General features: G+C 71.5%; 25 protein-coding genes and 1 pseudogene. 13 read left to right on the top strand and 13 right to left on the bottom strand.

Annotated features, from left to right (window positions below; all coding sequences use genetic code 11):
* The first annotated feature begins 56 nt into the window (after positions 1-56).
* Both ACGFIQ_RS11015 and ACGFIQ_RS11010 read left to right on the top strand, forming a co-directional pair.
* Positions 57-338 carry a F0F1 ATP synthase subunit epsilon gene (locus ACGFIQ_RS11015; protein ID WP_357066889.1) on the top strand — a complete coding sequence of 94 codons (282 nt, stop codon included), beginning with the start codon at positions 57-59 and terminating at the stop codon, positions 336-338.
* A gap of 12 nt (positions 339-350) precedes the next feature.
* Positions 351-806, top strand: coding sequence for a DUF2550 domain-containing protein (locus ACGFIQ_RS11010; protein ID WP_393242550.1), 456 nt, complete (start codon positions 351-353; stop codon positions 804-806).
* A 722-nt stretch (positions 807-1,528) separates the two neighbouring features.
* On the opposite strand, the gene ACGFIQ_RS11005 is transcribed toward ACGFIQ_RS11010, so the two are convergent.
* Positions 1,529-2,101 (bottom strand): cob(I)yrinic acid a,c-diamide adenosyltransferase, encoded by a 573-nt coding sequence (locus ACGFIQ_RS11005; protein WP_393242548.1) that lies wholly within the window; start codon positions 2,099-2,101, stop codon positions 1,529-1,531.
* On the opposite strand from ACGFIQ_RS11005, the gene murA reads away from it, so the two are divergent.
* Entirely contained in the window at positions 2,100-3,542 is a 1,443-nt protein-coding gene (gene murA, locus ACGFIQ_RS11000; protein ID WP_393242546.1) for a UDP-N-acetylglucosamine 1-carboxyvinyltransferase, read from the top strand. The two genes, ACGFIQ_RS11005 and murA, sit on opposite strands and share 2 nt — an antisense overlap.
* Before the next feature lie 79 nt (positions 3,543-3,621).
* Positions 3,622-4,470 carry a 3-hydroxyacyl-CoA dehydrogenase family protein gene (locus ACGFIQ_RS10995; RefSeq protein ID WP_393242544.1) on the top strand — a complete coding sequence of 283 codons (849 nt, stop codon included), beginning with the start codon at positions 3,622-3,624 and terminating at the stop codon, positions 4,468-4,470.
* A 43-nt stretch (positions 4,471-4,513) separates the two neighbouring features.
* Here ACGFIQ_RS10995 and ACGFIQ_RS10990 read toward each other — a convergent pair whose 3' ends face one another.
* The 3 genes from ACGFIQ_RS10990 to ACGFIQ_RS10980 are packed head-to-tail and all read right to left on the bottom strand — an operon-like array spanning position 4,514 to position 7,068.
* The gene (locus tag ACGFIQ_RS10990) at positions 4,514-5,326 is read right to left on the bottom strand and encodes an alpha/beta hydrolase (RefSeq protein ID WP_393242542.1); all 813 of its coding nucleotides are present in this window, start codon (positions 5,324-5,326) and stop codon (positions 4,514-4,516) included.
* Between the two features lie 48 nt (positions 5,327-5,374).
* The gene (locus ACGFIQ_RS10985) at positions 5,375-6,220 is read right to left on the bottom strand and encodes an ABC transporter permease (protein WP_393242540.1); all 846 of its coding nucleotides are present in this window, start codon (positions 6,218-6,220) and stop codon (positions 5,375-5,377) included.
* Positions 6,217-7,068, bottom strand: coding sequence for an ABC transporter ATP-binding protein (locus tag ACGFIQ_RS10980; RefSeq protein ID WP_393242538.1), 852 nt, complete (start codon positions 7,066-7,068; stop codon positions 6,217-6,219). The genes ACGFIQ_RS10985 and ACGFIQ_RS10980 overlap by 4 nt, the downstream gene beginning before the upstream one ends.
* 151 nt (positions 7,069-7,219) lie before the next feature.
* On the opposite strand from ACGFIQ_RS10980, the gene ACGFIQ_RS10975 reads away from it, so the two are divergent.
* Positions 7,220-9,226 (top strand): protein meaA, encoded by a 2,007-nt coding sequence (locus tag ACGFIQ_RS10975; RefSeq protein WP_393242536.1) that lies wholly within the window; start codon positions 7,220-7,222, stop codon positions 9,224-9,226.
* A 17-nt stretch (positions 9,227-9,243) separates the two neighbouring features.
* Here ACGFIQ_RS10975 and ACGFIQ_RS10970 read toward each other — a convergent pair whose 3' ends face one another.
* Together ACGFIQ_RS10970 and ACGFIQ_RS10965 are read right to left on the bottom strand one after the other, a co-directional pair.
* Positions 9,244-9,540 (bottom strand): DUF1540 domain-containing protein, encoded by a 297-nt coding sequence (locus ACGFIQ_RS10970; protein ID WP_393242534.1) that lies wholly within the window; start codon positions 9,538-9,540, stop codon positions 9,244-9,246.
* Between the two features lie 164 nt (positions 9,541-9,704).
* Positions 9,705-10,322, bottom strand: a complete 618-nt coding sequence (locus ACGFIQ_RS10965; RefSeq protein ID WP_393242532.1) for a DUF4126 domain-containing protein — start codon at positions 10,320-10,322, stop codon at positions 9,705-9,707.
* 71 nt (positions 10,323-10,393) lie between these two features.
* Here ACGFIQ_RS10965 and nucS point away from each other — a divergent pair, with 71 nt between their 5' ends.
* Complete coding sequence (gene nucS / locus ACGFIQ_RS10960; RefSeq protein WP_393242530.1) at positions 10,394-11,053, top strand: endonuclease NucS; 660 nt, start codon at positions 10,394-10,396, stop codon at positions 11,051-11,053.
* 5 nt (positions 11,054-11,058) lie between these two features.
* Here nucS and ACGFIQ_RS10955 read toward each other — a convergent pair whose 3' ends face one another.
* A complete protein-coding gene (locus ACGFIQ_RS10955) occupies positions 11,059-11,718 on the bottom strand; it encodes a class I SAM-dependent methyltransferase (protein ID WP_393242528.1) in 660 nt (219 codons plus the stop codon).
* 79 nt (positions 11,719-11,797) lie between these two features.
* Complete coding sequence (locus ACGFIQ_RS10950) at positions 11,798-13,294, bottom strand: aldehyde dehydrogenase family protein (protein ID WP_393242526.1); 1,497 nt, start codon at positions 13,292-13,294, stop codon at positions 11,798-11,800.
* Between the two features lie 306 nt (positions 13,295-13,600).
* Here ACGFIQ_RS10950 and ACGFIQ_RS10945 point away from each other — a divergent pair, with 306 nt between their 5' ends.
* The 7 genes from ACGFIQ_RS10945 to ACGFIQ_RS10915 all read left to right on the top strand — a co-directional run bounded on the left by ACGFIQ_RS10945 (position 13,601) and on the right by ACGFIQ_RS10915 (position 20,021).
* The gene (locus tag ACGFIQ_RS10945) at positions 13,601-13,966 is read left to right on the top strand and encodes an FHA domain-containing protein (protein ID WP_393242524.1); all 366 of its coding nucleotides are present in this window, start codon (positions 13,601-13,603) and stop codon (positions 13,964-13,966) included.
* Between the two features lie 84 nt (positions 13,967-14,050).
* Positions 14,051-15,124 (top strand): alpha/beta hydrolase, encoded by a 1,074-nt coding sequence (locus ACGFIQ_RS10940; protein WP_393242523.1) that lies wholly within the window; start codon positions 14,051-14,053, stop codon positions 15,122-15,124.
* Positions 15,125-15,252: 128 nt separating this feature from the next.
* Positions 15,253-17,043: a 3-hydroxyacyl-CoA dehydrogenase family protein gene (locus ACGFIQ_RS10935; protein ID WP_393242522.1), complete on the top strand. Its 1,791-nt coding sequence runs from the start codon at positions 15,253-15,255 to the stop codon at positions 17,041-17,043.
* Between the two features lie 40 nt (positions 17,044-17,083).
* The gene (locus ACGFIQ_RS10930; protein ID WP_393242520.1) at positions 17,084-17,578 is read left to right on the top strand and encodes a SigE family RNA polymerase sigma factor; all 495 of its coding nucleotides are present in this window, start codon (positions 17,084-17,086) and stop codon (positions 17,576-17,578) included.
* The gene (locus ACGFIQ_RS10925) at positions 17,575-18,633 is read left to right on the top strand and encodes a hypothetical protein (protein WP_393242518.1); all 1,059 of its coding nucleotides are present in this window, start codon (positions 17,575-17,577) and stop codon (positions 18,631-18,633) included. Before ACGFIQ_RS10930 ends, ACGFIQ_RS10925 begins: the two co-directional genes overlap by 4 nt.
* A 37-nt stretch (positions 18,634-18,670) precedes the next feature.
* The gene (locus ACGFIQ_RS10920) at positions 18,671-19,000 is read left to right on the top strand and encodes a hypothetical protein (RefSeq protein WP_393242516.1); all 330 of its coding nucleotides are present in this window, start codon (positions 18,671-18,673) and stop codon (positions 18,998-19,000) included.
* Positions 19,001-19,211: 211 nt separating this feature from the next.
* Complete coding sequence (locus tag ACGFIQ_RS10915) at positions 19,212-20,021, top strand: alpha/beta hydrolase (RefSeq protein ID WP_393242514.1); 810 nt, start codon at positions 19,212-19,214, stop codon at positions 20,019-20,021.
* A 133-nt stretch (positions 20,022-20,154) separates the two neighbouring features.
* Here the strand turns inward: ACGFIQ_RS10915 and ACGFIQ_RS10910 are convergent, their stop codons facing one another.
* The 5 genes and pseudogenes from ACGFIQ_RS10910 to ACGFIQ_RS10890 all read right to left on the bottom strand — a co-directional run bounded on the left by ACGFIQ_RS10910 (position 20,155) and on the right by ACGFIQ_RS10890 (position 25,390).
* Positions 20,155-21,348: an AI-2E family transporter gene (locus ACGFIQ_RS10910; protein ID WP_393242512.1), complete on the bottom strand. Its 1,194-nt coding sequence runs from the start codon at positions 21,346-21,348 to the stop codon at positions 20,155-20,157.
* A gap of 15 nt (positions 21,349-21,363) precedes the next feature.
* Positions 21,364-21,522 carry a DUF397 domain-containing protein gene (locus tag ACGFIQ_RS10905; RefSeq protein ID WP_393242511.1) on the bottom strand — a complete coding sequence of 53 codons (159 nt, stop codon included), beginning with the start codon at positions 21,520-21,522 and terminating at the stop codon, positions 21,364-21,366.
* Positions 21,522-21,707 (bottom strand): annotated as a pseudogene (locus ACGFIQ_RS10900) (DNA-binding protein); the annotation flags it as partial. The pseudogene ACGFIQ_RS10900 and the gene ACGFIQ_RS10905, both read right to left, overlap by 1 nt.
* Before the next feature lie 83 nt (positions 21,708-21,790).
* Positions 21,791-23,953, bottom strand: coding sequence for a hypothetical protein (locus ACGFIQ_RS10895; protein ID WP_393242509.1), 2,163 nt, complete (start codon positions 23,951-23,953; stop codon positions 21,791-21,793).
* Between the two features lie 177 nt (positions 23,954-24,130).
* A complete protein-coding gene (locus tag ACGFIQ_RS10890; RefSeq protein WP_393242507.1) occupies positions 24,131-25,390 on the bottom strand; it encodes a DivIVA domain-containing protein in 1,260 nt (419 codons plus the stop codon).
* Positions 25,391-25,802 lie beyond the last annotated feature (412 nt).

Here is a 25,802-nt window from a genome sequence, read left to right as displayed (position 1 = left end):
GCGCCTGCGCGTCAGGCTAGACTTTCGGCAATCCGTCGCCGCAGCAAGGAGACAGCGTGGCAAAGCAGCTTCACGTCGAGCTCGTCGCCGTCGAGGAGAAGGTCTGGTCCGGTGACGCAGAGATGCTCGTCGCCCGGACGACCGAAGGCGAGCTTGGTGTCCTGCCGGGGCACGCGCCGCTGCTCGGCCAGCTCGCGGAGCCCGGTCAGGTCCGCATCAAGCTCGCCGGCGGTGAGCAGGTCTCCTACGAGGTGGCCGGCGGCTTCCTCTCGGTGAGCGCCGACGGCGTCATCGTGCTGGCCGAGAGCGCAACCCCGGTCTCCGCGCAGAGCCGCTGAGCCACACCGGGGATGGACATCGTCGAAGGAATCGGGATCGGCGTTGTCGTCATCCTCGGCGCGCTTCTCACCCTCTTCGTCCGGCGAGCCCTGGTCACCCGCAGCGGTGGCATCATCCGGCTCAGCGTCCGCGTCACCACCGTGCTAGACGGCCGTGGCTGGTCGCCCGGCTTCGGCCGGTTCGCCGGTGACGAGCTGCGGTGGTACAGGATGTTCAGCTTCGCGATCCGACCCAAGCGGGTTCTCTGCCGCAAAGATCTGGCGGTCGAGCGCCGACGACTCCCGGAGGGCCAGGAACGGCTCTCCATGCCGGCCGACTGGGTGATCCTCCGCTGTACCAGTCACCACGCACCGGTGGAGATCGCCATGGCACGGTCGACCGTCACCGGTTTCCTGTCTTGGCTCGAGGCCGCCCCTCCGGGGGCGGTCTCGCCGCGTATGGCCTCCCAGGATTGGCCGGCTGCCTGATCGGGTCGTCCGTGGTTGCTCCTGGGGTTTCCGGGGGCCCGCCTGGCTCGTTTGTGGTTGCGCTCGGGGTTTCCGGGGGAGCCCACCCGGCTCCGGGCGGTCAGGCTTGATCCCTGCGCCGGGCCGGCTCCCCCGGAAACCCGTTGTTGCCGCTGTGCGTCGGTCTGGCGCGGTTTTCAGCACCTGCCGTTGCCGGTTTGGTGGAGTTTCGCCTTCTCGGTGGTCGGGGTGCCGGCCGGTCGCGTCGTGGCGGCTGAGCAGGCCGGTTGATCGACTCGACTTTCTTGATGTCGGGGTGTTCTGGTGGGCTGGATGCCGCGGTTTTCATGATCCCGAGTGGATCATGGGGGCGGCAAGCCCTGGGCGCGTTGAGCCCTGGCCAGCCAGGCCGCGTCGAGCCCGCCGCTGACCAGAATCGGCGCCGGGTCTGCGGCGCGCCTCGGGTGCCGCGAGCCCGCTGGGGCGAGCCCCGCTTCGGCACGCCTCGCTGCGACGGAGCCTGGTTCGACGAGCCTGCTGGGGCGAGCCCCGCCGCCGCCCCGCCCGCCCCGCCGCCCCGCCGCCGCGCCCGCCCCGCCCGCGCCGCGCCCGCCCCGCCCGCCGAGCGTGCTGCGGCGAGCGCGGTGTGGTGTGGTGCCTGCTGCTTGGGAGTCGTCCCTGCTACGCGTGGTGGCGGGCAGATTGGGAACCCATACCTCGACGTGGTGCGGTGCGCCGACGTTCTAGCGCTTGCCGCCCGGCACCCATAGCACGTCTCCCGCCGGATTTGCCGTTCTTGACAGGATAAAGAGCAGATCGGAGAGCCGGTTGAGATACTTTGCCGGGAGCGTGCTGGTTCGTTCCGGATCGTGGCTGACCAGCGCCCACGCTGCCCGTTCGGCGCGCCGGGCGGTGGTCCGCGCCACGTGGAGCAGCGCCGCGCCCGCGGTGCCGCCGGGGAGGATGAAGGAGTCGAGCTTGCTCAGGCGTGCGTTGTACTCGTCGCACCAGCCTTCCAGGCGCTCGACGTACTTCTCGGTCACCCGCAGCGGCGGGTACTTCGGCTCCGGTTCGACCGGGGTGGACAGGTCGGCGCCGACGTCGAACAGGTCGTTCTGCACCGACCCCAGCACGGCCCGCAGTTCCTCGTCGAGCCCGCCCAGGGCGAGCGCGACGCCGATCGCCGCGTTGCACTCGTCGACATCCGCGTACGCGGCGATCCGTGGATCGGTCTTCGGCACCTGCTCGTTGTTGCTCAGCCTGGTCATGCCGGCGTCGCCGGCCTTGGTGTAGATGCGCGTGAGGTGGACGGCCATGACGCACAGCCTACGGATTCCCGACCTGACGATCCCGGCGCGGCCGGACAGCGCCCCCAGTTGGCCGGTGGTGGTGGGCCCCGGCGACGCGGGCGACCCGGCGGTCAACGATGTCGACGTCATTCGGGTCCACGGTGAGGTCCGGCTGGCCGGCACCGTGCACGTGGTCGGCGCCAAGAACTCGGCCCTGAAGTTGATGGCCGCCGCGCTGCTCGCCCCGGGCCGCAGCGTGATCACGAACGTTCCCCGGATCACCGACATCGCGATCATGGGCGAGGTGCTGCGTCGGCTGGGCTGCGACGTCCGGTTCGACGCGGACGACCCGGTCGACCCGATGGTCGCCCGCGGCGGCGTGGCCCGCTCCCGTTCGGTGACCATCGACGTGCCCGAGCAGCCCGGCGCGGACGCCGACTACGACCTGGTTCGCCGGTTGCGCGCGTCGATCTGTGTGCTCGGCCCGCTGCTGGCCCGCCGGGGGTACGTGCGGGTGGCCCATCCCGGCGGCGACGCCATCGGGTCACGGGGGCTGGACATGCACATCTCCGGGCTGACCCGGATGGGCGCGGAGATCTCCGGTGAGCACGGCTTCGTCATCGCCTCCGCTCCGCACGGGCTGCGTGGCGCGGAGATCGTGCTGGACTTTCCCAGCGTCGGCGCGACCGAGAACCTGGTGATGGCGGCGGTGCTGGCCCAGGGCGTCACGATGATCGACAACGCGGCCCGGGAGCCGGAGATCGTCGACATCTGCACGATGCTCAACCAGATGGGCGCCCGGATCTCCGGCGCGGGCACGTCCACCTTGCGGATCACCGGCGTGCCGGGTCTGCACCCCGTCCGGCACGCCACGGTGGGGGACCGGATCGTCGCCGGAACCTGGGCGTTCGGGGCGGCGATGACCCGCGGAGACGTGACGGTGACCGGGCTGGACCCGGCGTACCTGGAGGTCGCGCTGGACAAGGTGGTCGCGGCCGGCGGCCTGGTGGAGACCCGGGGGGACGGCTTCCGGGTACGGATGGACGACCGACCCCGGGCGGTGGACGTGGTGACGTTGCCGTACCCCGGCTTCGCCACCGACCTGCTGCCGATGGCGATCGGGCTGGCCGCGGTCAGCGACGGCGCCTCCCTGATCACCGAGAACATCTTCGACGGCCGGTTCATGTTCGCCAACGAGATGATGCGGCTCGGCGCGGACATCAAGACCGACGGGCACCACGCGGTGGTCCGTGGGCGGGGTCGGCTCTCCGGTGCCCCGGTCCAGGCGACCGACATCCGTGCCGGTGCCGGGCTGATCATCGCCGGGTTGTGTGCGCAGGGGGCCACCGAGGTCTCCCACGTGCATCACGTCGACCGGGGCTATCCGGACTTCGTGGCCGACCTGCGGGCACTCGGGGTGGCGGTGGAGCGGGGCACCACACCGCAGGAACCGTCGCTGGAGATCTGACGCCGACCGGGCTTAGCCATCGTTCAGGCTCGCCGACTAGGGTGTTTGCAGGCACTCAATCGCAGCGAGGGAGAAGTAGATGGCGGGTCGACTCGCAGTCGTCGGGGCTGGGTTGATGGGCTCCGGCATCGCCCAGGTGGCAGCGCAGGCGGGCTGGCAGGTGACGCTGCGCGACCTGGACGACGCGGCCACCACCCGAGGGCTCGGCGGCATCCGGAAGTCACTGGAGAAGTTCGCCGAGAAGGGCAAGATCGAGGCGTCCGAGGTCGAGTCGACGCTGGCCCGGATCACCCCGACCACCGATCTGGAAGCGGCGGCGGACGCGGACATCGTGGTCGAGGCCGTCTTCGAGCGACTGGAGATCAAGCACGAGGTGTTCCGCGCCCTCGACAAGATCTGCAAGGACGACGCGGTGCTCGCCACCAACACCTCGGCCATTCCGGTCACCCGGATCGCCGCGGTGACCGAGCGCCCGGAGGCGGTCGTCGGCACCCACTTCTTCTCCCCGGTGCCGATGATGCAGCTCTGCGAGCTGGTCCGCGGTTACAAGACGAGCGACGCCACGCTGGACACCGCACGGGCCTTCGCCGAGGAGGTCGGCAAGACGGTGGTGGTGGTCAACCGGGACATCGCCGGCTTCGTCACGACCCGGCTGATCTCCGTTCTGGTCATGGAGGCGGCCAAGCTTGTGGAGTCCGGCGTGGTGTCCGCCGAGGACCTGGACACCGCCTGCCGCCTGGGCTTCGGGCACGCGATGGGCCCGCTGGCCACCATCGACCTGACCGGCGTGGACGTGCTGCTGCACGCCATGAAGAACATCTACGCCGACACGGCCGACGAGAAGTTCTTCCCGCCGGAGCTGCTCCAGCGGATGGTCACCGCCGGCGACCTGGGCCGCAAGACCGGCAAGGGCTTCTACACGTACTGAGACCGGCAGCCGCGGGGGCCGTTCGCGGGCCCCCGCGGTCGGCTCAGGTGGGGCCGGCCGGCGCGTCCAGCGCCGCCGCGACGAAGTCCAACGCGCTGGGGATGACCGAGCCCCAGTAGCGGAAGTCGTGTCGGCCGTCGGCGTACTCCGCGCGGACCGCCGGCTCCGGCAGGGCCCGCTCCAGCGCCTGCACGTCGTCGAGGAAGTCGTCCTGCCGACCGCACCAGAGGCCGAGCGGGGTGCCGCGCAGCCGGTCGACACCGGCGAAGACGGCGTCGCCGGACGTGACGGCAGGGGAGAAGGCCGCGACCGCCCGGAGCAGGCCCGGCCAGGTCTCGGCGAGCAACAGTGAGCCGTAGCCCCCCATCGACCAGCCCCAGGCCGCCAGCCGGGTGGTGTCGAAGCCCCGCTCGGCGCACCAGGCCGGCAACTCCTCCCGCACCATCCGTTGCGGGTCGTCCCGTCCGGCGGGGCGCCAGGAGAGGCGATCGCCTGTCGCTCCGGCGAGCACGAACGGCGGTGCGCCTCGACGTACCGCGTCGGTCAGGAAGCGCCCCAGGCCGAGCCCGGGGAAGTCGCGTGCGGTGGTGGACGCGCCGTGCAGCACCAGGCAGACCGGCAGCCCCTGGCCGTCGCCGTGCCCGTCCGGGACGGCCGTGTAGAAGTCGACCGAGCGGCCCCGTGCTGCGGACGGCCGGCTGGTCAGGCGCTCGTCACCGGCCGGCGCGTCCGGGGGCGTCGGCCGTGCCGGCGACGGACGGATCAGGTCGCGGGCCGCCCAGCCGAGCCCGACCGCCAGCGCCGTCGCTCCCGCACCCGCGAGCAGGAGACCACGCCGGGTCGGTCGAGCTGCCATCGGCAAAGTCTGGCAGGCCCCGGGGTGATTCGGGGCCCCGGGAACGGGTCAGCCGTCGCGCTTGGTGGTCCAGCGGAAGGTGGTCAGGCAGAGCACCACACCGATCACGCACCACAGGGCCAGCACCAGGGCAACCCGCCCCAGCTCGAACGAGCCGCCCGGCTCCTGGGCACCGAAGCTCTCCGGCAGGAAGACCGATCGCAGGCCCTGGCACATCCACTTGAGCGGGAACAGCGCCGCGACCTGCTGCATCCAGGTGGGCAGGTCGGTGAAGACGAAGAACACCCCGGAGATGAACTGGAGCACCAGGGCGACCGGGGTGACCACCGCCGAGCCGCTGCGGGCGGTGCGGGCCAGCGAAGAGATGGCGATGCCGCACAGGGTGCAGGCGGTCACCCCGAGCACGGCGACCCAACCGAAGGTCAACCACTTGCCGGCGGTGCCCGGCAGGTCGAGGTCGAACAGCGCCACCGCGACGGCCAGCAGCAGTGCGGTCTCGGCGATGCCGATCGCCACCACCATGATCACCTTGCCGGCGAACCAGACCCACTTGGGCATCGGGGTGCCCCGGTAGCGCTTGAGCACACCCCGGTCCCGTTCGATCGGGATCCAGATGCCGAGGTTCTGGAAGCTCACCGTCATCAGGCCGGTCGCGATCATGCCGGTGATGAAGTACTGCGTGAACTTGACCCCGCCGCCGATCGTCCCGTCGAAGATCGACGCGAAGATCAGGATCATGATGATGGGGAAACCCATCGTGAAGACCACGGACTCCCGGCTGCGCAGGAACTGGGTGATCTCCAGCCGACCCTGGCGCAGGGCGAGCGCGCCAGCGTTCGGCCGCTGGCCCCGAGGAGCGGCGACCGCGGCGGCCGGTTTCGTCGTGGTCGTCATCGCGCGTGTCCGATCATCTTCAGGTAGACGTCCTCCAGGGTCGGCCGGGTCACCGTGAGCCCCGGCACCTCACCGCCGTGGCGCGCGGCCAGATCGGCCACGAGGGCCGTCGGCGTCGCGCTCTGCGTGCTCTCCAGGGCCCCATCCGGGGTACGCCAGGAAACCGTGGCCAGGGCCTCCTGCCGGTTGCCCAGCTGGTTGGGGGCGGCCACCGCGACCAGCCGGCCGCCGGCGATCACGCCGACGCGGTCGGCGAGCGCCTCCGCCTCGTCCAGGTAGTGGGTGGTCAACACGATGGTGGTGCCGGCGGCGGCGAGGTCGCGGATCAGCTCCCAGAACTCGCGGCGGGCCTCCGGGTCGAAACCGGTGGTCGGCTCGTCGAGGAAGAGCAGCTCGGGGCGACCGATGATGCCCAGCGCCACGTCCAGGCGACGCCGCTGCCCGCCGGAGAGGCTGTGCGTACGCGCCCTCGCCTTGTCGGCCAGCCCGACCCGCTCGATCACCTTGTCCGGGTCGTCCGCGTCCGGATAGAAGCCGGAGAAGTGCCGGATCACCTCGGCCACGGTCAGCTCGTCGAACTCGCCGGTGCCCTGGAGCACGATGCCGACGCGGGAGCGCCAGTCGGCGTCCGGGTGCGCCGGGTCGCTGCCGAGCACGGTGACCTCGCCGGCGTCGCGGCGTCGAAAACCCTCCAGGATCTCCACCGTGGTGGTCTTGCCCGCGCCGTTCGGGCCGAGCAACGCGAACACCTCACCGCGGTGGACGTCGAGGTCCACGCCTGCCACCGCGACGTTGTCGCCGTACGCCTTGCGCAGCCCCCGGACCGAGATGGCCAGCTCGTCATCCATGTCGTCAAGTGTGCGCCTGACCAGCCCGGCCGGGTGCCCCGGGGTGTGGCGGTGGGCGCCACCTCGTGCGTTTCCCACCCGGACGTCCCCGACATGGACGTGTGTGGTTTTCCACAACCCGTTTTACCGGTGGGTAACTTAAACTCCGGCCATGGATGAGACGGCATATCCGGGGCGGCTGCCCGAGCGGGACCGGCCGTGGGTGATGCGCACCTACGCCGGCCACTCGTCGGCCGCCGCGACCAACGCCCTCTTCCGCCGCAACCTGGCGAAGGGGCAGACCGGCCTCTCGGTCGCCTTCGACCTGCCCACCCAGACCGGGTACGACCCGGACCACGAGCTGGCCGCCGGTGAGGTCGGTCGGGTCGGCGTGCCGGTGGCCCACCTCGGCGACATGCGGGCGCTCTTCGACGGTCTCCCGCTCGCCGACACGAACACCTCGATGACCATCAACGCCCCGGCGATGTGGATGCTCGCCCTCTACGGCACCGTGGGGCTGGAACAGGGCGCCGACCTGGCCCGCTGTGCCGGCACCACGCAGAACGACATCGTCAAGGAGTACCTGTCCCGGGGGACGTACATTTTCCCGCCAGCGGCGTCGCTGCGGCTGACCGCCGACGTGGTGGCGTACACGCTGCGGGAGATGCCCCGGTGGAACCCGGTCAACATCTGCTCGTACCACCTCCAGGAGGCCGGCGCGACTCCCGTGCAGGAGGTCGGTTTCGCACTGGCCACCGCGGTCGCCGTGCTCGACGCGGTCCGCGACTCCGGTCAGGTCCCGGCCGAGCGGATGGGCGACGTGGTGCAGCGGGTCTCGTTCTTCGTCAACGCCGGGGTGCGCTTCGTCGAGGAGATCGCCAAGATGCGCGCGTTCGGCGTGCTCTGGGACGAGATCACCCGGGACCGGTACGCGGTCACCGAGGCCAGACAGCGGCGGTTCCGCTACGGGGTGCAGGTCAACTCGCTGGGCCTCACCGAGGCGCAGCCGGAGAACAACATCCAGCGCATCGTGCTGGAGATGCTCGGGGTGACGATGTCCCGCGACGCGCGGGCCCGCGCCGTGCAACTGCCCGCCTGGAACGAGGCGCTCGGCCTGCCCCGCCCGTGGGACCAGCAGTGGTCGCTGCGGATGCAGCAGGTCGTGGCGTACGAGTCGGACCTGCTCGAATACCCCGACCTCTTCGCCGGCTCGCACGTGATGACCGCACTCGTGGACGAGATCGTCACCGGGGCGCGGGTCGAGCTGGACAAGGTGTTGGAGTCGGGTGGCGTGGTCGCCGCCGTGGAGTCCGGCTACCTCAAGAGCGCGCTTGTCGCCTCGCTGGCCGAGCGCCGCCGCCGGATGGAGTCCGGGGCCGACGTGGTCGTCGGGGTCAACAGGTACGCCGAGACCGAGCCCTCCCCGCTGACCGACGCCGGTGCGCAGGCCGTCGAGCGGGTGGACCCCGCGGTCGAGGCGGCCGCCGCTGCCGGCGTACACCTGTGGCGTGCCGACCGGGACGCGGACGCCGTCGACGCGGCCCTGGCCCGGCTCCGCGCGGACGCCGCGACCACCACCAGTCTGATGCCCGCCACCCTGGAGTGCGTGCGGGTCGGGGTGACCACCGGCGAGTGGGCCGGAGCGTTGCGGCAGGTCTTCGGCGAGTACCGGGCGCCGACCGGCCTGGCCGGTGCCGCCGGCAGCGGTGGCGACCCGGGCTTGGCCGCCGTCCGCGAGCGGGTCACCGCCACCGCCCGGGAGTTGGGCAGCGGCCGGCTGCGGCTGCTGGTCGGCAAACCCGGGCTGGACGGGCACTCCAACGGCGCGGAGCAGATCGCGGTACGTGCCCGCGACGCCGGTTTCGAGGTCGTCTACCAGGGCATCCGGCTGACCGCGGGGCAGATCGTCGCCGCCGCCGTCGAGGAGGACGTCGACCTGGTCGGGCTGTCCGTGCTCTCCGGATCGCACCTGGCCGCCGTGCCTGCCGTGCTGGACGGGCTGCGCGCCGCCGGCCGGGCCGACCTGCCGGTGGTCGTGGGCGGCATCATCCCCGCCAGTGACGCGGACACCCTGCGGGCAGCCGGTGTGGCCCGGGTGTTCACCCCGAAGGACTTCGCCCTCACCGGCATCATCGACGACCTGGTGACTGTCATCCGACGCGCCAACGACCTGCCCTGATCGCGCGGTTTGGCCGGTCAGCGAACGGCGTAGGTCATGCAGTCGGCCAGGTCGTTGTCCGGGCCGACCCTGATCGACGACGCGTGGCACTCCAACTGCTCGTTGTGCCGACAGTCGGCACGCTGGCAGGCGCCGACCTGGGCGGTCAGGCCGTCCACTCCACCGCGGATGGGCGACTCGACGAAGGTGTGGCAGTGCGCGTGATCCATGCTGCCGATCGTGATCGCGAAGGCGTGGCAGTCACCCGACTGGTTGTACGCGCACGCGGCGACCACACACTCCTGGACCCGGGGCATCTCCAACGCTGCGGTCATGCCAACCTCCTCTAGGTCTTTGCCCCGATCCTAGGCTTTTGTCGAGTCGGCCATCCCTCGATTCGCCCGCCCGCCGGTCGGCGTGATCGACTCGGGTCTCCGGACGGCGGGGTGTCCCGCCGCGGGGGATGGCCCGGTCTGCAGGAACCCGAGTCGATCGAGCATCAGACGCGGAAGCCGGCGGCGCGGGCCGCCTCGCGTTCCCGGCGGCGTTCGGAGCGCCGTCGGAGGAACCAGTAGACGAAGACCACCAGGCCGAGCAGGAACGCCAGCACCAGCACCGGAAGGATGATCGCCACCAGGGAGACCACCACGCTTGTGGCGTCCTCGGCGGTGCTGGCCACGGGCGCACCGAACCCGGCGGTGCTGGCGTTGATGACCGGACGTGCCGCGGACTTGAGCAGGTGCACGCCCAGGGCCAGCAGCACGCCGGTGGCGACCGGCACCCACTGGTGGGACGAGAAGAAGCTCCCCGGGTCGCTGACCGTCACCGTCTCCGACGAGGAGCCGGCGCCGAAGGCCAGGCCGCCGGCGGTGGGTCGGACCACGGTCTGCACCACGTCGTTGACGTGGTCGACCACTGGCACCTTGTCGGCCACCATCTCCACGGCGAGCAACACGGCCAGGATGACGATGACCCAGCCGTTGCCGAGCCAGGTCCAGCCGCTGGGAAGGTCGATCAGGTCGGTGTAGCGACCGAGCAGACCGAGGGCGAGCAGGGGTATGTAGGCGTTCAACCCCGCTGAGGCGGCGAGGCCGGTGCCGGTGAGGACTTCGAACACGATCTCAGCATCGCATCGACGCGCCAGTGCCGCTCGGTGGCGACCGGTGGGTCCTCGGCTACCCTCGTCGGGTGCGGTTGGTCATTGCGAAGTGCTCGGTGGACTACGTCGGACGGCTCTCGGCTCACCTGCCGCCGGCCACCCGGTTGCTGATGGTGAAGGCGGACGGGTCGGTGTCGATCCATGCCGACGACCGGGCCTACAAGCCGTTGAACTGGATGAGCCCGCCCTGTCGGCTGGAGGAGGCCCCCGGCGTGTGGCGGGTCGTCAACAAGGCCGGCGAGGAGCTGCGGATCACCCTGGAGGAGATCTTCCAGGACACCTCGTACGAGCTGGGTGTGGACCCGGGCCTGCGCAAGGACGGGGTGGAGGCGCACCTACAGGAGTTGTTGGCCGCCAACCCGGGTGCGTTGGGTGAGGGGTTCACGCTGGTCCGCCGGGAGTACATGACGGCGATCGGCCCGGTCGACCTGCTGTGCCGCGACGCCAACGCCGGCGCGGTCGCCGTCGAGGTCAAGCGGCGCGGCGACATCGACGGTGTGGAGCAGTTGACCCGGTATCTCGAGTTGATGAACCGTGACCCGCTGCTCAGCCCGGTGGTCGGGGTGTTCGCCGCCCAGGAGATCAAGCCGCAGGCCCGGGTGCTCGCCGCCGACCGGGGCATCCGGTGCGTGGTCGTGAACTACGACCGGCTGCGGGGCATCGAGAAGGACGAGCTGACGCTCTTCTGATCGGCTCACCCGCCGTTACGCACCGCGATCAACGACTTGGGCAGGCCGAACGCCCGCTCGATCAGCATTGTCGAGTCGGGGAAGTAGTGGCGCATCTGCGAACGGTCCAGTAGCTCGGTCCAGAGGACCTGGTGGATGGCCGCGTCGTGGCTGCGGGTCGGCTTGTGCCCCAACGGCCACCGTCGGGCGAGCGCGGTGCGCAGGCGCACCGGCAGGAACTGCATCCCGGGCGCGATCCAGTGTGGCTCGATGGGGAAGTAGCGGTAGGGCGTCTGCACCCAGTGCCGGTCGGCCATCGCCCGGGCGGCGGCGGAGAAGCGCAGCCGACGTTCGTGCCCACCCACATGCTCCAGCACCGAGTTGGAGAAGACCAGGTCGTAGCCACCCTTGGCGATGCGCGGGGGCAGGTCGCAGGCATCGGCCTGCTCGACGTGGGCCCAGTCCGGCACGACGGCGGGCGGCTGCTCCAGGTTGACGACTGTCACCCGAGCCGGCCGGACTGTCGCGCGGTGCCAGGTGCCGAGCCGGCCGCCGAGATCGACCACGTGCATGTCGCCGATCTCGGGAAAGGTGCGTGCCAGCCAGTCCGAGCGATGCTGGCGCCGCCGCGCACTCCACGACTGCTCGCTGTCGACAAGGCGGTAGCGCAATCGATTGGGGCCCATTTAACGCAATGTACCGCCGTGGACACCGCGTATAAACATGTGGATACGCTGATCTTCGCCGAGATCGGTTATCCGACACTCATCTCCCGTACATCACCTTGATGGCCTTGACGAGTCGCGCCACGTCGGTCGGGGTGCGTTCGAAGGTCATCGACGGCAACAGCGACCGGGCCCGACGGCGGGTGACCGCCTTGGCCCGGCCGAACTCGCGCAGCCCGTCCTCCCCGTGGATCCGCCCGAAGCCGGAGTCACCGACCCCGCCGAACGGCAGGGTGGACATGCCGGCGAAGGTCAGTGAAGAGTTGATCGAGGCCATTCCGGAGCGCAGCCGCCGCGCGATGGACACCGCGCGGCGCCGGCCGAAGACCGAACCTCCCAGGCCGTACGGCAGGGCGTTGGCACGGCTGACGGCCTCGTCGGCGTCGCGGACCCGGCTGATGGTCAGCGTGGGGCCGAAGGTCTCCTCGCGGACGGCGGCCGACTCCTCCGGGACGTCCACCAGCACGGTCGGGTGGACGTAGGGCGGCTGCACCGCGCTCGGACCGCCGAGCACGGCGCGCCCGCCCGAGGTGATCGCGGCGTCGATGTGCCGGCGGATCACGTCGATCTGCCGGGGCATGGTGATCGGGCCGATGTCGGTGCCCTCCGGGCCGACGGTCAGCCGACCGGCGCGGGTGACCACCTTGTCGACGAAGGCGTCGAAGACCGAGTCGACGACGTAGACCCGCTCGATGCCGATGCAGGTCTGGCCCGCGTTGGTCATGCCGCCCCAGACGCACGCCTCGGCGGCGGCGTCCAGGTCGGCGTCGCTGTCGACGATCATGGCGTCCTTGCCGCCGCCCTCGATCAGCACCGGGGTCAACGTCTCGGCGCAGGCCGCCATCACCGTGCGGGCGGTGGCTGTCGATCCGGTGAAGGCCAGCTTGTCGACCCCGCAGTGGCACAGCGCGGCGCCCACGTCGCCCAGCCCGTGCACAGCGGCGAACACCGGCTGCTCGGGCACCACCTCGGCGAAGCTGTCCACCAGCCACTGGCCGGCGGCGGGCGTGTACTCGCTCGGCTTGAGCACCACACCATTGCCGGCGGCCAACGCGTACGCGGCGGAACCGATCGGTGTGAAGACCGGGTAGTTCCACGGGCCGATCACGCCGACCACGCCGTACGGCTGGTATTCGAGGTGCCCGGAGAACTCGGCGAGGATGAGCCGGGACCGCACCCGGCGCGGGCCGAGCACGCGGTTGGCGTTGCGGGCGGCCCAGTCGATGTGCTCGATCGCGGTGACGATCTCGACGATGGCGTCGGCGATCGGCTTGCCGCCCTCGACGTGCACCAGCTCGGCCAGCTCTTCGATGCGTTTGGCCAGCAGGGCACGCCACCGCAGCATCCGTTCGCGGCGGTCGGCGAAGCCGAGCCCGGCCCACCATCCGCCGGCGGCGCGGGCGCCCTCGACGGCCCGCCGCACGTCGGCCTCGGTCGCCACCGGGAAGCGGCCGGCCTCGGCGCCGGTGGCCGGGTTGGTGGAGACCAGCCGGCCCGCCTCGATGATCGGAAGACCCGGGACATGCACAGCCGTCATGGCGGAAGTCTAGACCCGAGGATTACTCGCCGGTAGATCCGGATCGTAACCGAGCGGCCCGGCGTCGTGCCGCTTCGCCTGATCGTTTGTCAGGGCAGGTCAGGCCATTGATGGCGAACGCGGTCCGCCCGAATCGTCGAACGGCAGGTGGCCGGGAGGTGACGAGGAGTTGACCGGCCGGTCGGTATCGATGATTACCGTCTGGTGGCAGGCTGGCGCGCGGAGTGACGGTGTGGGGTGGAGGGCTGACTGTCCATGGAGGAACTTCCAGAACTTATGCCGCTGTTGACGGTGGCGGGTGGGCCGATGCGCGGAGCGAGCTTCCGACTTCGAGTCGCACCGCAGGTGGTCGGTCGAGCGCCGACCGGTCACGTCGTCATCAGCGACCCGCATCTGAGCCGCCGCCACGCGGAGGTGTGGCTGGCCCCGGAGGGCCCGTCGCTGCGGGACCTTGGCTCAACGAACGGCACCTGGCTCAACGACCGCCGGATCACCGAGGTGGAGCGGCTCTCCGACGGTGACGTGATCCGACTCGGCCGTACCGAGCTGCGCCTTTTCGACCCGGGGGTGGCGCACACCGACCCGGTGGGGCTCAGCTTCGGGCCGTCCCGGCGGGACGTCCGACCGACCCTGCCGCTGCCGTTGGCCGCGCCGCCGGGCGTCCGGCGCTGACCGGCGACCCGGGTGCGGCCCACACCTGGGCCGCACCCGGGGTGGCCGCTCGGCACCTGGACCGGCACCGACGGGCGTGGCAGCATGCCGCGGATGGAAACCGAGCAGCGGATCGTGACGGCGAACGGCATCACCCAGGCGGTCCGGGTGGCCGGCCCGCCGGACGGCGCCCCGGTGCTGCTGATCCACGGCAACTGCTCGTCCGCGCTGTTCTGGGAGCCGCTGGTTCGTCGGCTGCCGCCGACGCTGCGGGTGGTCGCCCCCGACCTGCGGGGCTACGGCGACTCCGCGACGGCCCCGGTGGACGCCACCCGCGGCCTGCGGGACTTCGCCGACGACGTGGCCGCCCTGCTGGACGACCCGACGCTCTTCGGCGTCAGCGACACCCGCCCGGTCGTGGTCGGGCACTCCCTCGGTGGGGGAGTGGCGATGCGACTGCTCGTCGACAGTCCACACCGGGTGGGCGCGCTGCTGCTCGCGGCGCCGGTCTCCCCGTACGGCTTCGGTGGCACCCGCGACCTGACCGGCACGCCGACCACCCCCGACTTCGCCGGCACGGGCGCCGGCACGGCAAATCCGGACTTCGTCGCCCTGCTCGCCGCCGGCGACCGGAGCGCGGACACTCCGGCCAGCCCGCGCGCCGTCCTGCGAGCCACCTACGTGGCCGATCCCGCCGCGCTGGGCGCCGACGAGGACCTGCTGCTGGACACCGTGCTCTCCACCGCCACCGGGGACGACAACTACCCGGGCACGGCGGAGCCGTCGGAGAACTGGCCGGGCACCGCGCCGGGCACGCGCGGGGTGCTCAACGCCCTCGCGCCGACCCACTTCCGGCTCGCCGACGAGCTGGTGGCCGTCGCCGAGAAGCCTCCGATCACCTGGGTACGCGGCGACGCCGACGTCATCGTCTCGGACACCTCGCTGTTCGACCTGGCGTACCTGGGTTCGTTGGGTCTCGTGCCCGGCTGGCCGGGCGAGGAGGTCTGCCCGCCGCAGCCGATGATCGGCCAGACCCGGTCGGTGCTGGAGCGGTACGCGGCGGCCGGCGGCGCGTACCACGAGGTGGTGTTGCCCGGTTGCGGGCACAGCCCGCACCTGGAGCGCCCGGCGGAGTTCGTGGCGGAGCTGCTGGCCCTGACCACCGGTCCCGCCGCCTAGGCACGCGGCACGTCGCAGGCGGTGACATAGGCCACGGCGTCTCGACAACCAATCGTCACGTGGCAGACTCGCGCGCATAGCCTTAGCGGCCGTTCAGGGGCCGTGCGGAGTGTCTGGGGAGGCCGGTCGTGGCGCGCGAGTTCAGCACCGTGGGCGTGGTGGGGCTGGGCACCATGGGTGCCGGCATCGTCGAGGTTTTCGCCCGCAACGGTATCGACGTGGTGGCGGTGGAGATCTCCGAGCCGGCGCTGGAGCGTGGCCGAGCCACCCTGACCCGCTCCACCGACCGGGCGGTCGCCAAGGGCAAGCTCGCCGTGGCCGACCGCGACGCCCTGCACGGGCGGGTGCACTTCGCGGTCGGGCTGGACGCGCTGCACTCCGTCGACCTGGTCATCGAGGCGGTTCCCGAGCACCTGGACCTCAAGCAGCGGATCTTCGCGGAGCTGGACCGGGTCTGCCGGCCGGAGGCCATCCTCGCGACCAACACCTCGTCGCTGAGCGTCACCGAGATCTCGGTGGCCACCACCCGGCCCAACCAGGTGATCGGCATCCACTTCTTCAACCCCGCGCCGGTGATGAAGCTTGTCGAGGTGGTCCGCACGGTCGTCACCGCACCCGAGGTGGTCGCCGATGTCGAGGCGCTCTGCACCCGCCTCGGCAAGGTCGACGTCACCATCAACGACCGGGCCGGCTTCATCGCCAACGCGCTGCTCTTCGGCTACCTCAACCACGCGGTCGCCATGGTCGAGTCGCACTACGCCGCTCGGGAGGACATCGACGCCGCGATGAAGCTCGGCTGCGGCCTGCCGATGGGCCCGCTCGCGTTGATGGACCTGATCGGCCTGGACACCGCGTACGAGATCCTGGACACCATGTACCGGCGCGGCGGGCGGGACCGCCGGCACGCCCCGGTGCCGCTGCTCAAGCAGATGGTGACCGCGGGGCTGCTCGGCCGGAAGTCCGGTCGGGGCTTCTACACCTACGAACGGCCCGGCTCGCCGGTGGTCGTACCGGACGAGGCGACGCCGCTGGCCACGGAGTCGGCGCTCGCCGACGGCGCGCGGGTGATCACCAAGGTTGGCGTTGTCGGTTCCGGAACGATGGCCACCGGGATCGTCGAGGTCTTCGCGAGGGCCGGCTACGAGGTCGTGTCGGTGGCCCGGGGCCTGGAGAAGTCGGCGACGCTCCGCGAGGCGGTGCGGACCTCGCTGGACAAGGGCGTGGCGCGCGGCAAGCTCGCCGAGGCCGACCGGGACGCCGCGCTCGGCCGGATCAGCTGGTCGGCCACGCTCGACCACCTCGCCGACGTCGACCTGGTGGTCGAGGCGGTCGTCGAGGAGTTGAGCGTCAAGAAGGCCCTCTTCGCGAGCCTCGACGAGATCTGCAAGCCGGGCGTCGTGCTGGCGACCACCACCTCGTCCCTGCCGGTGATCGACGTGGCGATGGCCAGCCACCGACCGGCCGACGTGGTGGGGCTGCACTTCTTCAACCCGGCGCCGGTCATGCCCCTGGTCGAGGTGGTCCGCACGATCCGCACCTCCCCGGAGGCCACCGCCACCGCCCGCGGCGTCTGCGCCACGCTCGGCAAGACCGGTGTGGTCTGCGCGGACCGGTCCGGGTTCATCGTCAACGCGCTGCTCTTCCCCTACCTCAACGACGCGGTGAAGATGCTGGAGGCCAGCTACTCGACGGCCGACGACATCGACCACGCCATGAAGCTGGGCTGCGGCTACCCGATGGGCCCGTTCGAGCTGCTCGACGTGGTCGGTCTGGACGTCGCGCTGGCGATCCAGCGCGAGCTGTACCTGGAGTTGCGCGAGCCGGGCTTCGCGCCCGCGCCGCTGCTGGAGCATCTGGTCACCGCCGGCTACCTGGGTCGCAAGGCCCGTCGCGGTTTCCGCGACCACTCGCACCACTGAGCGGGTAAACGCCGCGGGGTGCCCAGGGCGTCTGCAGGGCGTGACCTTCGAGGAGTACGTCAGCAGCCGGGGACCGGCGCTGGTCCGGCTCGCCCGGCTGCTGACCGGTGACGAACACCGGGCCGAGGACCTCACCCAGGAGGTGCTGTCCCAGGCGTACGTGCAGTGGCGCAGGATCGTCCGCGCCGACCGGCCCGACGTGTACGTGCGTCGCATGCTGGTCAACGCCAACAACTCCTGGTGGCGCCGCCGATCGAGCCGTGAGCTGGTCGTCGGGTCCTTCGCCGAGCGGGCGCACCGTGGCGACCTCGGCGGCGAGGCGGCCGACCGCGACGAGATGTGGCGGCTGATCCTCGGCCTGCCCGACCGGCAGCGGGCGGTGCTGGTGCTGCGCTACTACGAGGACCTCGACGACCAGACCATCGCCCAGATCCTGGACTGCTCACCGGTCACCGTCCGCACCCACGCGATGCGGGCGCTCGCCAACCTTCGGGAGCGCTGCGGTGCCCCGGCCACGAACGGGAGCCGACCGTGACAGACCTCGACCAGCGGATCGACCAGACGCTGCGCGAGCGCGCCGAGGGCACTGTGGACACCGACCGGCTGCTGGCCGTCGCGGTGTCCCGGGGTCGGGCCCGGATCCGCCGCCGACGCACCACCGCCTCGGTGCTGGGGGTGGTGGCCGTGCTCGGCGCGGGCGTGGCCCTTGGCCCGGCGAGTCTCTCCGGCTCCGGCCTGGACGTCGTCATTCCAGGGCTGGGCCCGCCGAGTGACGCAATGCAGGCCGTGACGCCGCCCCGGCTCGACGGCGTACCGGGTGCGGCCGCCCGACCCGACCTGGTCGGCACGGACCCGAACGTGCTGCATTTCGGGTTCGCCCCGGACGGGCCCCGATATCTTTCCTGGTCGGTGCAGAGCGGCGTGGAGATGGCGCGGCTCGACGTCGGCGGACGCACAGTCACCGTGGAACTGGCCGCCTCCGCGGACGCCCTGCCCATGCGCGCCCAGGGGCTGCCGGCCCTGGTCCCGGAGCTGGTCAAGGACGGCGTCTACGACGGGTCGGTGTCGCACGCCGAGGGGCCCTACGGCGTGCTGGCGTGGCTGCGACACTGGCAACCCGCCCCCGGGGTGTACGCCCGGGCCAGCGGCAGCGGGCCGGACGAGCGGGACCTGTTCGACGTGGCCGCCGCGCTGCGGCTCGACCAGGCGCACCGTTGCGGTGGCCCGCTGCGGCTCACCACGCTGCCGGCGGGCACACGGCTCACGAGGTGCGAGGTGACTGTGGCACCGTTCCCGGCGGCGTTCGGCGTGCAGATGATGGTCTCCGGGAGCAACCCGGGCGCGATCAAGGTCGAGTTGCAGTACGCGATCGGCATCGCCGGGACCCGCGCCGAGGGGAACCGGACTGTCGGCGGCAAACCGGCGCATATCGATCGCCAGGGCGGCGAACTTGAGCTGCTGGGCTTCCCCAGGGCCCACCTGACCGCCAACTTCGGCTGGCCGGCACAGGGGTACGACGAGGAGGACGCGGCCACGGTGCTGGGCGGGGCGCAGGTCAGCGAGCCACTGGACGAGCCCGCGTCCTGGTGACCGGCCGGGCCGCCGCACCAGACGGACCGTACGCTTGGTGACTGTGAGCCCCCGTCGCAATCGCCCTCGCCGGGACGAGAACGCCAACCTGGACGCCGACCGGGTCCGGCAGGGTGTCGCCTCGGTGCAGCAGTGGTCCGACGGCGCCTGGCAGGTACGCGGGATCGGCGCCGGGGCGTCCGTCAAGACGTACCGCTGCCCCGGCTGTGACCAGGAGATCCCACCCGGAGTGGCGCACCTGGTGGCCTGGCCGGCCGACGGCCTGGGTGACCTGACCGACCGGCGGCACTGGCACAGCGGCTGCTGGCGAGCCCGGGATCGGCGCGGGCCGGCGGTGCAACGCGGCCGGGGCACCCCCCGCTACTGAGCGGCCCGGCCGGGGTGTTCCACGGCTCGGCGGCACGGTCGGGGTGTCGCACACCTCGGCGGGCCGGTCGGGGTGTCGCGGCTTGGCGGCCCGGGTGTCCCGCGCGATGGCTGGCCCGCCAGGGGGTGTCGCTCGGCACGGCTTAGCGACCTGGATCACGCTGTTTGTGCCTGGGCGGGCGGCGGCGGTGACTTCGCGACAGACTTGGGCGGTGAGCACAGCGATTCGCGCGTCGTCGATCCTGCCCGGCCGCCGGGAGGACATCGAGCTGCACACCGCCGACGGGCTGCGGCTGGTCGGTGAGCTGGCCCTGCCGGCCGACCGACCGCCGGTGGCCACCCTGGTCTGCCTGCATCCGCTGCCCACCCACGGCGGAATGATGGACAGCCACGTCTTCCGTAAGGCGGCCTGGCGGCTGCCCGCCCTCGCCGACCTGGCCGTCCTGCGGTTCAACACCCGGGGCACCAGCAGCCTGCGCGGCACCAGCGAGGGAGCGTTCGACGGCGCGGTGGGGGAGCGGTACGACGTGGCCGCCGCCATCGAGTACGCCGAGTTCGCCGAGCTGCCCAACATCTGGCTCGTCGGCTGGTCGTTCGGCACCGACCTGGCCCTGAGGTACGGCTGCGACCCGGCGATCGCCGGGGCCATCCTGCTCTCCCCGCCGCTGCGCTTCTCGACACCTGCGGACCTGATCACCTGGGCCACCTCGGGTCGGCCACTGACGGCGCTGGTGCCGGAGTTCGACGACTACCTGCGCCCGGCCGAGGCACGGGAGCGGTTCGCCGCGGTGCCGCAGGCCGAGGTGGTCGGTGTGCCGGGTGCCAAGCACCTCTGGGTGGGCGACGCGGAGACGGTGCTCGACGAGATCGTCCGGCGGGTCAACCCGGCCGTCGAGGTGCCGCTGCCGACGACCTGGGACGGCCCGATGGAGTCCGGCGACGTCAGCGCGTACGCCGACCGGACGGTGGCCTCGTTCGCCGACACGCCCGTCCCCGGCCCCGCCGCCGGCAAGGCCGACTGACCGTCGATCGCCGACGAGGCGGGTCTGTCCTGCGGTGCGTGCGGGTCAGCGCCGTCTGCCTGACGGCGTGCGGGGTCGGCGGGTCTGGTCCGCGGCGTGCGGGCTCAGCGGGTCTGGTCCGCGGCGTGCGGGGTCAGCGGGTCTCCTGGCGGGGCAGCACCACCTCGCGCAGGATCAGTTGCAGCGCGGCCACCGTGGGGATGGCGATCAGCGCGCCCACCACGCCCAGCAGCGCCACCCCGAGCAGCGCGGCCAGCAGGGCGGCCACCTCGTTGACCTCCACCGAGCGCCGCATCACCTTCGGGTAGATCAGGTAGTTCTCCACCTGCTGGTAGATGAGGAAGAAAACCGCGCAGGCGATGCCCGCCCGCAGGTCGGTGGCGAAGCCGACCAGACTCACGATCACCGCGCCGAGGGTGGCGCCGATCTGCGGGATCAGGTCGGTCACCGCGACCACCACGGCCAGTGCGAACGGGTACGGCAGATCGACGATCAGCGCGAAGACGAAGGTGGTCGCGCCGGCCAGCACCGCGATGCTCAACGCCCCGACCATGTAGGCCCCGACCTTGGCCAGGATCTCGTCGCCGATCAGCTGCACCCGCTCCCGCCGCGACCGAGGCACCAACGAGTAGCCCAGGGAACGCAGCTTGTTGAAGTAGGCCAGGAAGTAGATCGTCAGCACCAGCACGGTCAGCGTCCGGAACACCGTGCCGAAGATCAGTTGAGCGCCGCCCAACACCCCGCCGAGCGCCCGGCCGACGGTGTCCGCGTTGGCAGCGCCCTGCACGCGCTCCACCACGTCGTACCGTTCCATCAGGTCATTGACCGTCGGACTGCGCCGCAACTCCGCGAGCAGGCTCGGGATCTGGTCGATGAACTGCCCCGACTGCGTCACGATCGGCGGGACCAGCGCCCACACGCCCCCGCAGAGCAGCAGCACCACGGTCAGCGCGACCGCCGCCACCGCCAGGCCGTGCGGCAGGCCCCAGCGGCGTAGCCGGACCACCGCCGGGTTGAGGCCGACCGCCAGGAAGAGCGCGATCACCACCAGCACCAGGATGCCGCCGGCATTGCGAATCCCCAGATAGAGGGTGTACGCCAGCAGCACGCCCAGCCCACCGGTGAAGCCGATCAGGAAACTGTTGCGGCGCAGCGGGCGCCCCGGCGTGCCGAACTTGCCGGACGGGACCGCCGGTGCCTCATCCGGGTCGGTTCCCGGAGCGGGGACCGGCACCGGCGGTGGTGTCTCCGCCGAAGCTGGCGTCTCCGCTGGTAGGGGGTCCGGGGTCAGATCCGGGTTGTCGCCGGACGGGTCGTGCTGCGGCACCAGGGACCTCCCGGCTCAGGGGGTGGGACGACGGGCGGCGGTCACGATCGCCCGCCACGCGGCCGGCGCGAACACCAGCACCGGGCCGCTCGGGTCCTTGCGGTCCCGCACCTCGACACACTCTCCGTTGCCGCTACGGCTGGGCGTGCGCCAGCGTGCACCGGTCAGGTCCATCAGTTCACGACTTCCTTCATCAGTTCGATCGACTGGCGGCGGGACAACGCACCGTTTCTGATCATCTCCCAGTGCGCCAGCAGCGTAGCCACCTCATGGTCGCCATCGACCACGAGACCGTCAATCTGATGCTCCATGTGCCCCACCCAACCACCGTCGCCACCTCGGGCCAGATCCACTCGCGTTTCAGGAAATCGGGGTGTCCGGGTAACCCGGACACCCCGATTTCACTGATGTCGTGTCGATCATGCGGCTGGCGGCGTACCCGTCAGTCCTTCTCGATGGTGACCTTGCTGGGCTTGGCGCTGCGCTCGTCGGTGGTCGGCTTGCTGGGTCGCTTGCCGTTCTCACCGGTGCTGGTGATCTTGGTCGGCTTGGCGCCCCGGCCGCCCTCGCCCGGAACGGCGGCCACGGTCGGCTCCCCGTCCACCCCGGCGCTGGCCGCGCCTCCGTCGACGGTGGTCACCGGCTCGGCCACCGGCCGGGTCGTGGACTGCCCCTCGGCTGCGGCGTTCACCGGCTGCCGGGTGTCGGCGGGCTCGGTCTTGAGGCCGGTGGCCGCACCCGACCCGGGCGACGAGCCGTCGTTGGCCGAACCCGACGCGGGCGACGAGCCTTCGTCGGCGGTCGCCGTGCCGGAGCCGGTTGCGCCCGTGTTGGCGGTCGCCGTGCCGGAGGTGGTTGCGCCCGCGGCACCACTGTCGGCCGCGCTCCTGCTCACCCCATCGCCAGCGGTCGGGCCGTCGATCGGGCCGGCGACGCTCTGCAACCGCAGCTCGGCCATCTGCCGCTGGAGCTCGTCGGACTCCTGCCGGGACTTCCAGGTCTCCTGCCGCAGGTCCGCGAGTTGCTGCTGGGCCTGGGCGATCTCCAACATCACCTGGGCCAACTGCTGCCGACCCGCCGCCGACTCCTGCTGGGTGGCCGCCAGGTGCTGCTGGGTGGTGGCCAGGTGCTGCTGCGTCGTGGCCGCGTACTCCTCGAACTGCCGACGCGACGCCGCGACATGCTCGTCGGCCTCGCGGCGCTTGTCGCCGGCCTCGGTCGCGGCCCGGCTCAGCAGCTCGGCGGCCTCCGCCTCGGACCGCTGGCGGAGCGCCGCCGCGTCCTGCTCGGCGGCCTGGCGAACCCCGGCCGCGCCCTGCTCGATCTCGTTCTTACGCGTGGAGTATTCGGTTTCCAGCTCGTTCTTACGGCTCGTGTACTCGGTTTCCAGCTCGTCGCGGCGGGTGGTGAAACCCGCCTCCAGCTCCTGCTGGCGGCTGGCGAACCCGGTCTCCAGCTCCTGCTGGCGGGACTCGTGCTGCCGGTCCAGCTCGTCGCGGCGCTTGGCGAACTCCTGCTCGGCAGTGGACCGTCGCTGCGCCAACTCCCGGTCGGCCGCCTCGCGACGCGAGTTGACCTCCTGCTCCACGCCGGCCCGCCACGCGCCCAGCTCCTGCTGGGTCTGCGCACGGGTCTGCTGCACGTACGCCTCGGTCTCCGCGCGCATCCGCTGCACGTACGCCTCGGTCTCGGCGCGGCTGCGCTTGGCCGCCTCGGAGGCCTGCGTTGTCAGTCGCTCCGCCTCCTGCTGCGCCTTGGCGCGGGTGGCCCGGCCCGCCATCGACGCGTCGTCGATGATCTGCTTGGCCTCCTGCTGCGCCTTCGCGTGCGTGGCCCGACCGGCCTCGGTCGCGGTGTCGGTGAGCCGCTTGGCCTCCTGGAGGGCCTTGGCGTGCATCTCCTTGGCGGCCTCGCGCAGGTCGCTGGCCTCCTGCCGGGCGTTGGCCAACGTCTCGCGGGCCGACTCGCGCAGCTTGGTCGACTCCTGCTGGGCCCGCGTGTGGATCTCCTTGGCGGTGTCCCGGAGTTGGGTGGCCTCCTGCTGCGCCTTCGCCAGCGCGTCCTGCGCCGCCTTGCGCAACTGCGCCGCCTCGTCCTTGGCGGACCGCAGGGTGGCCTCCGCCTCGGCCCGGCGGGCGGCGCTGTGCCGCTCCTCCTCCGAGCGCCGCGCGGCGAGGGCGATCTCGAAGTCCTTCAGCGCCCGCGCGGACTGCTCGCGGGCCTCCTCGATGATGTGCTCGGCCGCGGCACGACGGGCCTCGATCTCCACGTTCGCATCGGCCACGATCTTCTCGGCCAGCTCTTCGGACTGCGTGACGATCGAGTCGACGAGCGGACCGAGATGCTTGAACGAGGCCCGGTCGACCACGTTCATCTGCTTGCGCACCTGGGTCAGGTCACGCTGGAGCACCTCGACCTGACCGGCGAGCTTGTGGATCTGTGTATACGCCTGTTCCCGTTCGGACGCGAGGGTCGCGATCTCGTGCTCGGCACGCGCGACATACCGATCAACCTGTTTCTTCTCGTACCCCCGCAGAGCGGACTCGAAGCTGGGCTCCGTCGTCACGTCCCCGCCGAGAGCGAACAGTTCCTCGCCGTGCGACATGCCCCCATCCTCACACGCAACAGGGCCTGCTGGGGCGATACGGACGCGCCTTGTGCGAGCTACTTCACTCCGTTGCGAGCACGGGATACCACGAACTGGGAAACGCATACGGCGCGAGGTTGCACCGGTTACCCGGTGTCACCTCGCGCCGTCGATGCCCCTACCTGACGCCGCGCGTCAGCCGGCGGTTTCCGCCGTCACCCGCTCCTGACCGCCCTCGGTCTTCTTGGCCTCCGGCTTGGCCGCCGGAGCGGCCGCCGGCATCCCCGGCACGATGCCGGCGAGCCCGGAGAGCATCTGGCCCAGCTGCGAGGTGACCGCGTCCTTCTGCCGGGTGAGGTCCTCGACCTCGCGGCGGGCCGCCTGCGTGGTCAGCTCCGCCTCGGTGCGCGCCTCGGTGAGCAGGCGCTGCGACTCGGCCTTGGCCTCGTTGAGCGTCTTCTCGGAGTGCGCCTTGGCCTTGTCGACAGTCTCGGCGGCGTTGCGCTCGGACTCGACCCGGCGGGCCTCGGCGCGCTGCTCGATCTCCTTCGCGCGCTCCTGGGCGGCGCGGGCGCGCTGCTCGGCCTCACTGACCATCTTCTGGGTCTGCGCGACCTGGGCGGCGTGCCGCTCGGACTCCTCGCGCTCCGCCTTCTCGCGGCGCTCGGCCAGCTGCAGCTCCAGGGCCTGGAGGTCCTTGTCGCGCTTGTCCCGCGCGTCGGTGAGCAGCTTGGTGGCCTCGGCGCGCTTCTCCTCGGCCTCGCGGGCGGCCTTGGCCCGCTGCTGGGTGATCTCCCGCTCGGCGGTGGCCCGGAGGGTGGCCACCTCCCGCTCGACTGTCGACTTCAGCTCGGCCACCTCGTGCGCGGTGACCGTACGCAGCTGCTTGGTCTCGCGGTCGGCGTCGGCGCGCAGCGTGTCAGCCTCGCGGCGGGCCTGCACCCGGACCTCGGCGGCCTCGCGCTCGGCGGCCGTGCGCAGGTTGCCCGCCTCGCGCTCGGCGCTGGCCTTCATGGCTGCGGCCTCGGCACGCGCCTTGTCGGTGATCTCGCGGGCCTCCAGGCGGGCGGCGGAGAGGATGCCCTCCGACTCGCGCTTGGCCTCGTTGCGGTGGTCGTTGGCCTGCTCCTCGGCGAGCCGGAGGATCTGCTCGACGCGGGTGCCGAGGCCGGAGAGAGTGGGCCGGCTGTTCTCTTCGAGCTGCTTGTTCGTGTCGGTGAGCTTCTGCTCCAGCGCACTCATGCGCTGTTCGGCTTGGCGGAGCCGACGCTGGGCGTCGTTCATCCGCTGCTCGGCCTCGGCACGGGCCTGCTCGGACTGGGTCAGCGCGGCGGTCATCCGGCCGAGGAAGTCATCGACCTGGTGAGTGTTGTAACCGCGCAGGCCGACGGTGAAGTCTGGCTGCGAGTTCGCGTTATCGAAGAACGCGAGAGGGGAGGACTGCTGCTGGGGCATTGGGACATACTGGCAGACGCCCCAGGGTGCTTCGCAAGAGCGGTGCGCAGCTTTCGTTGCCTCTTTACATGGTCAACTGCCACCATCGACGGGGCGGGACCAATCGGCGATCTTGGCAGGTCCCGGGCGGGTCGGGCGCCACGCAGCGTGACGTGAAAAAGGGCCCCGGGGTTACCCCGAGGCCCTTTGTTCGATCCGGCCGGGTTTTCCGCTAATGGGAGCGGAAGAACAATGTCCGATCACCGCAATGGACATCGAGGGCTCACCCGTCCGGCCGGTGGCCGGGCTCAGTGCCCTCGGAGACCGGCGGTGCCGGTCAGTGCCCTCGGAGACCGGCGGTGCCGGTCAGTGCCCTCGGAGACCGGCGGTGCCGGTCAGTGCCCTCGGAGACCGGCGGTGCCGGTCAGTGCCC

Source organism: Micromonospora sp. NPDC048898 (assembly GCF_043198035.1).
GTDB lineage: Bacteria > Actinomycetota > Actinomycetes > Mycobacteriales > Micromonosporaceae > Micromonospora.
The sequence above is the reverse complement of the archived record's forward strand: the minus strand, read 5'-3'. Positions and strand labels throughout refer to the sequence as shown.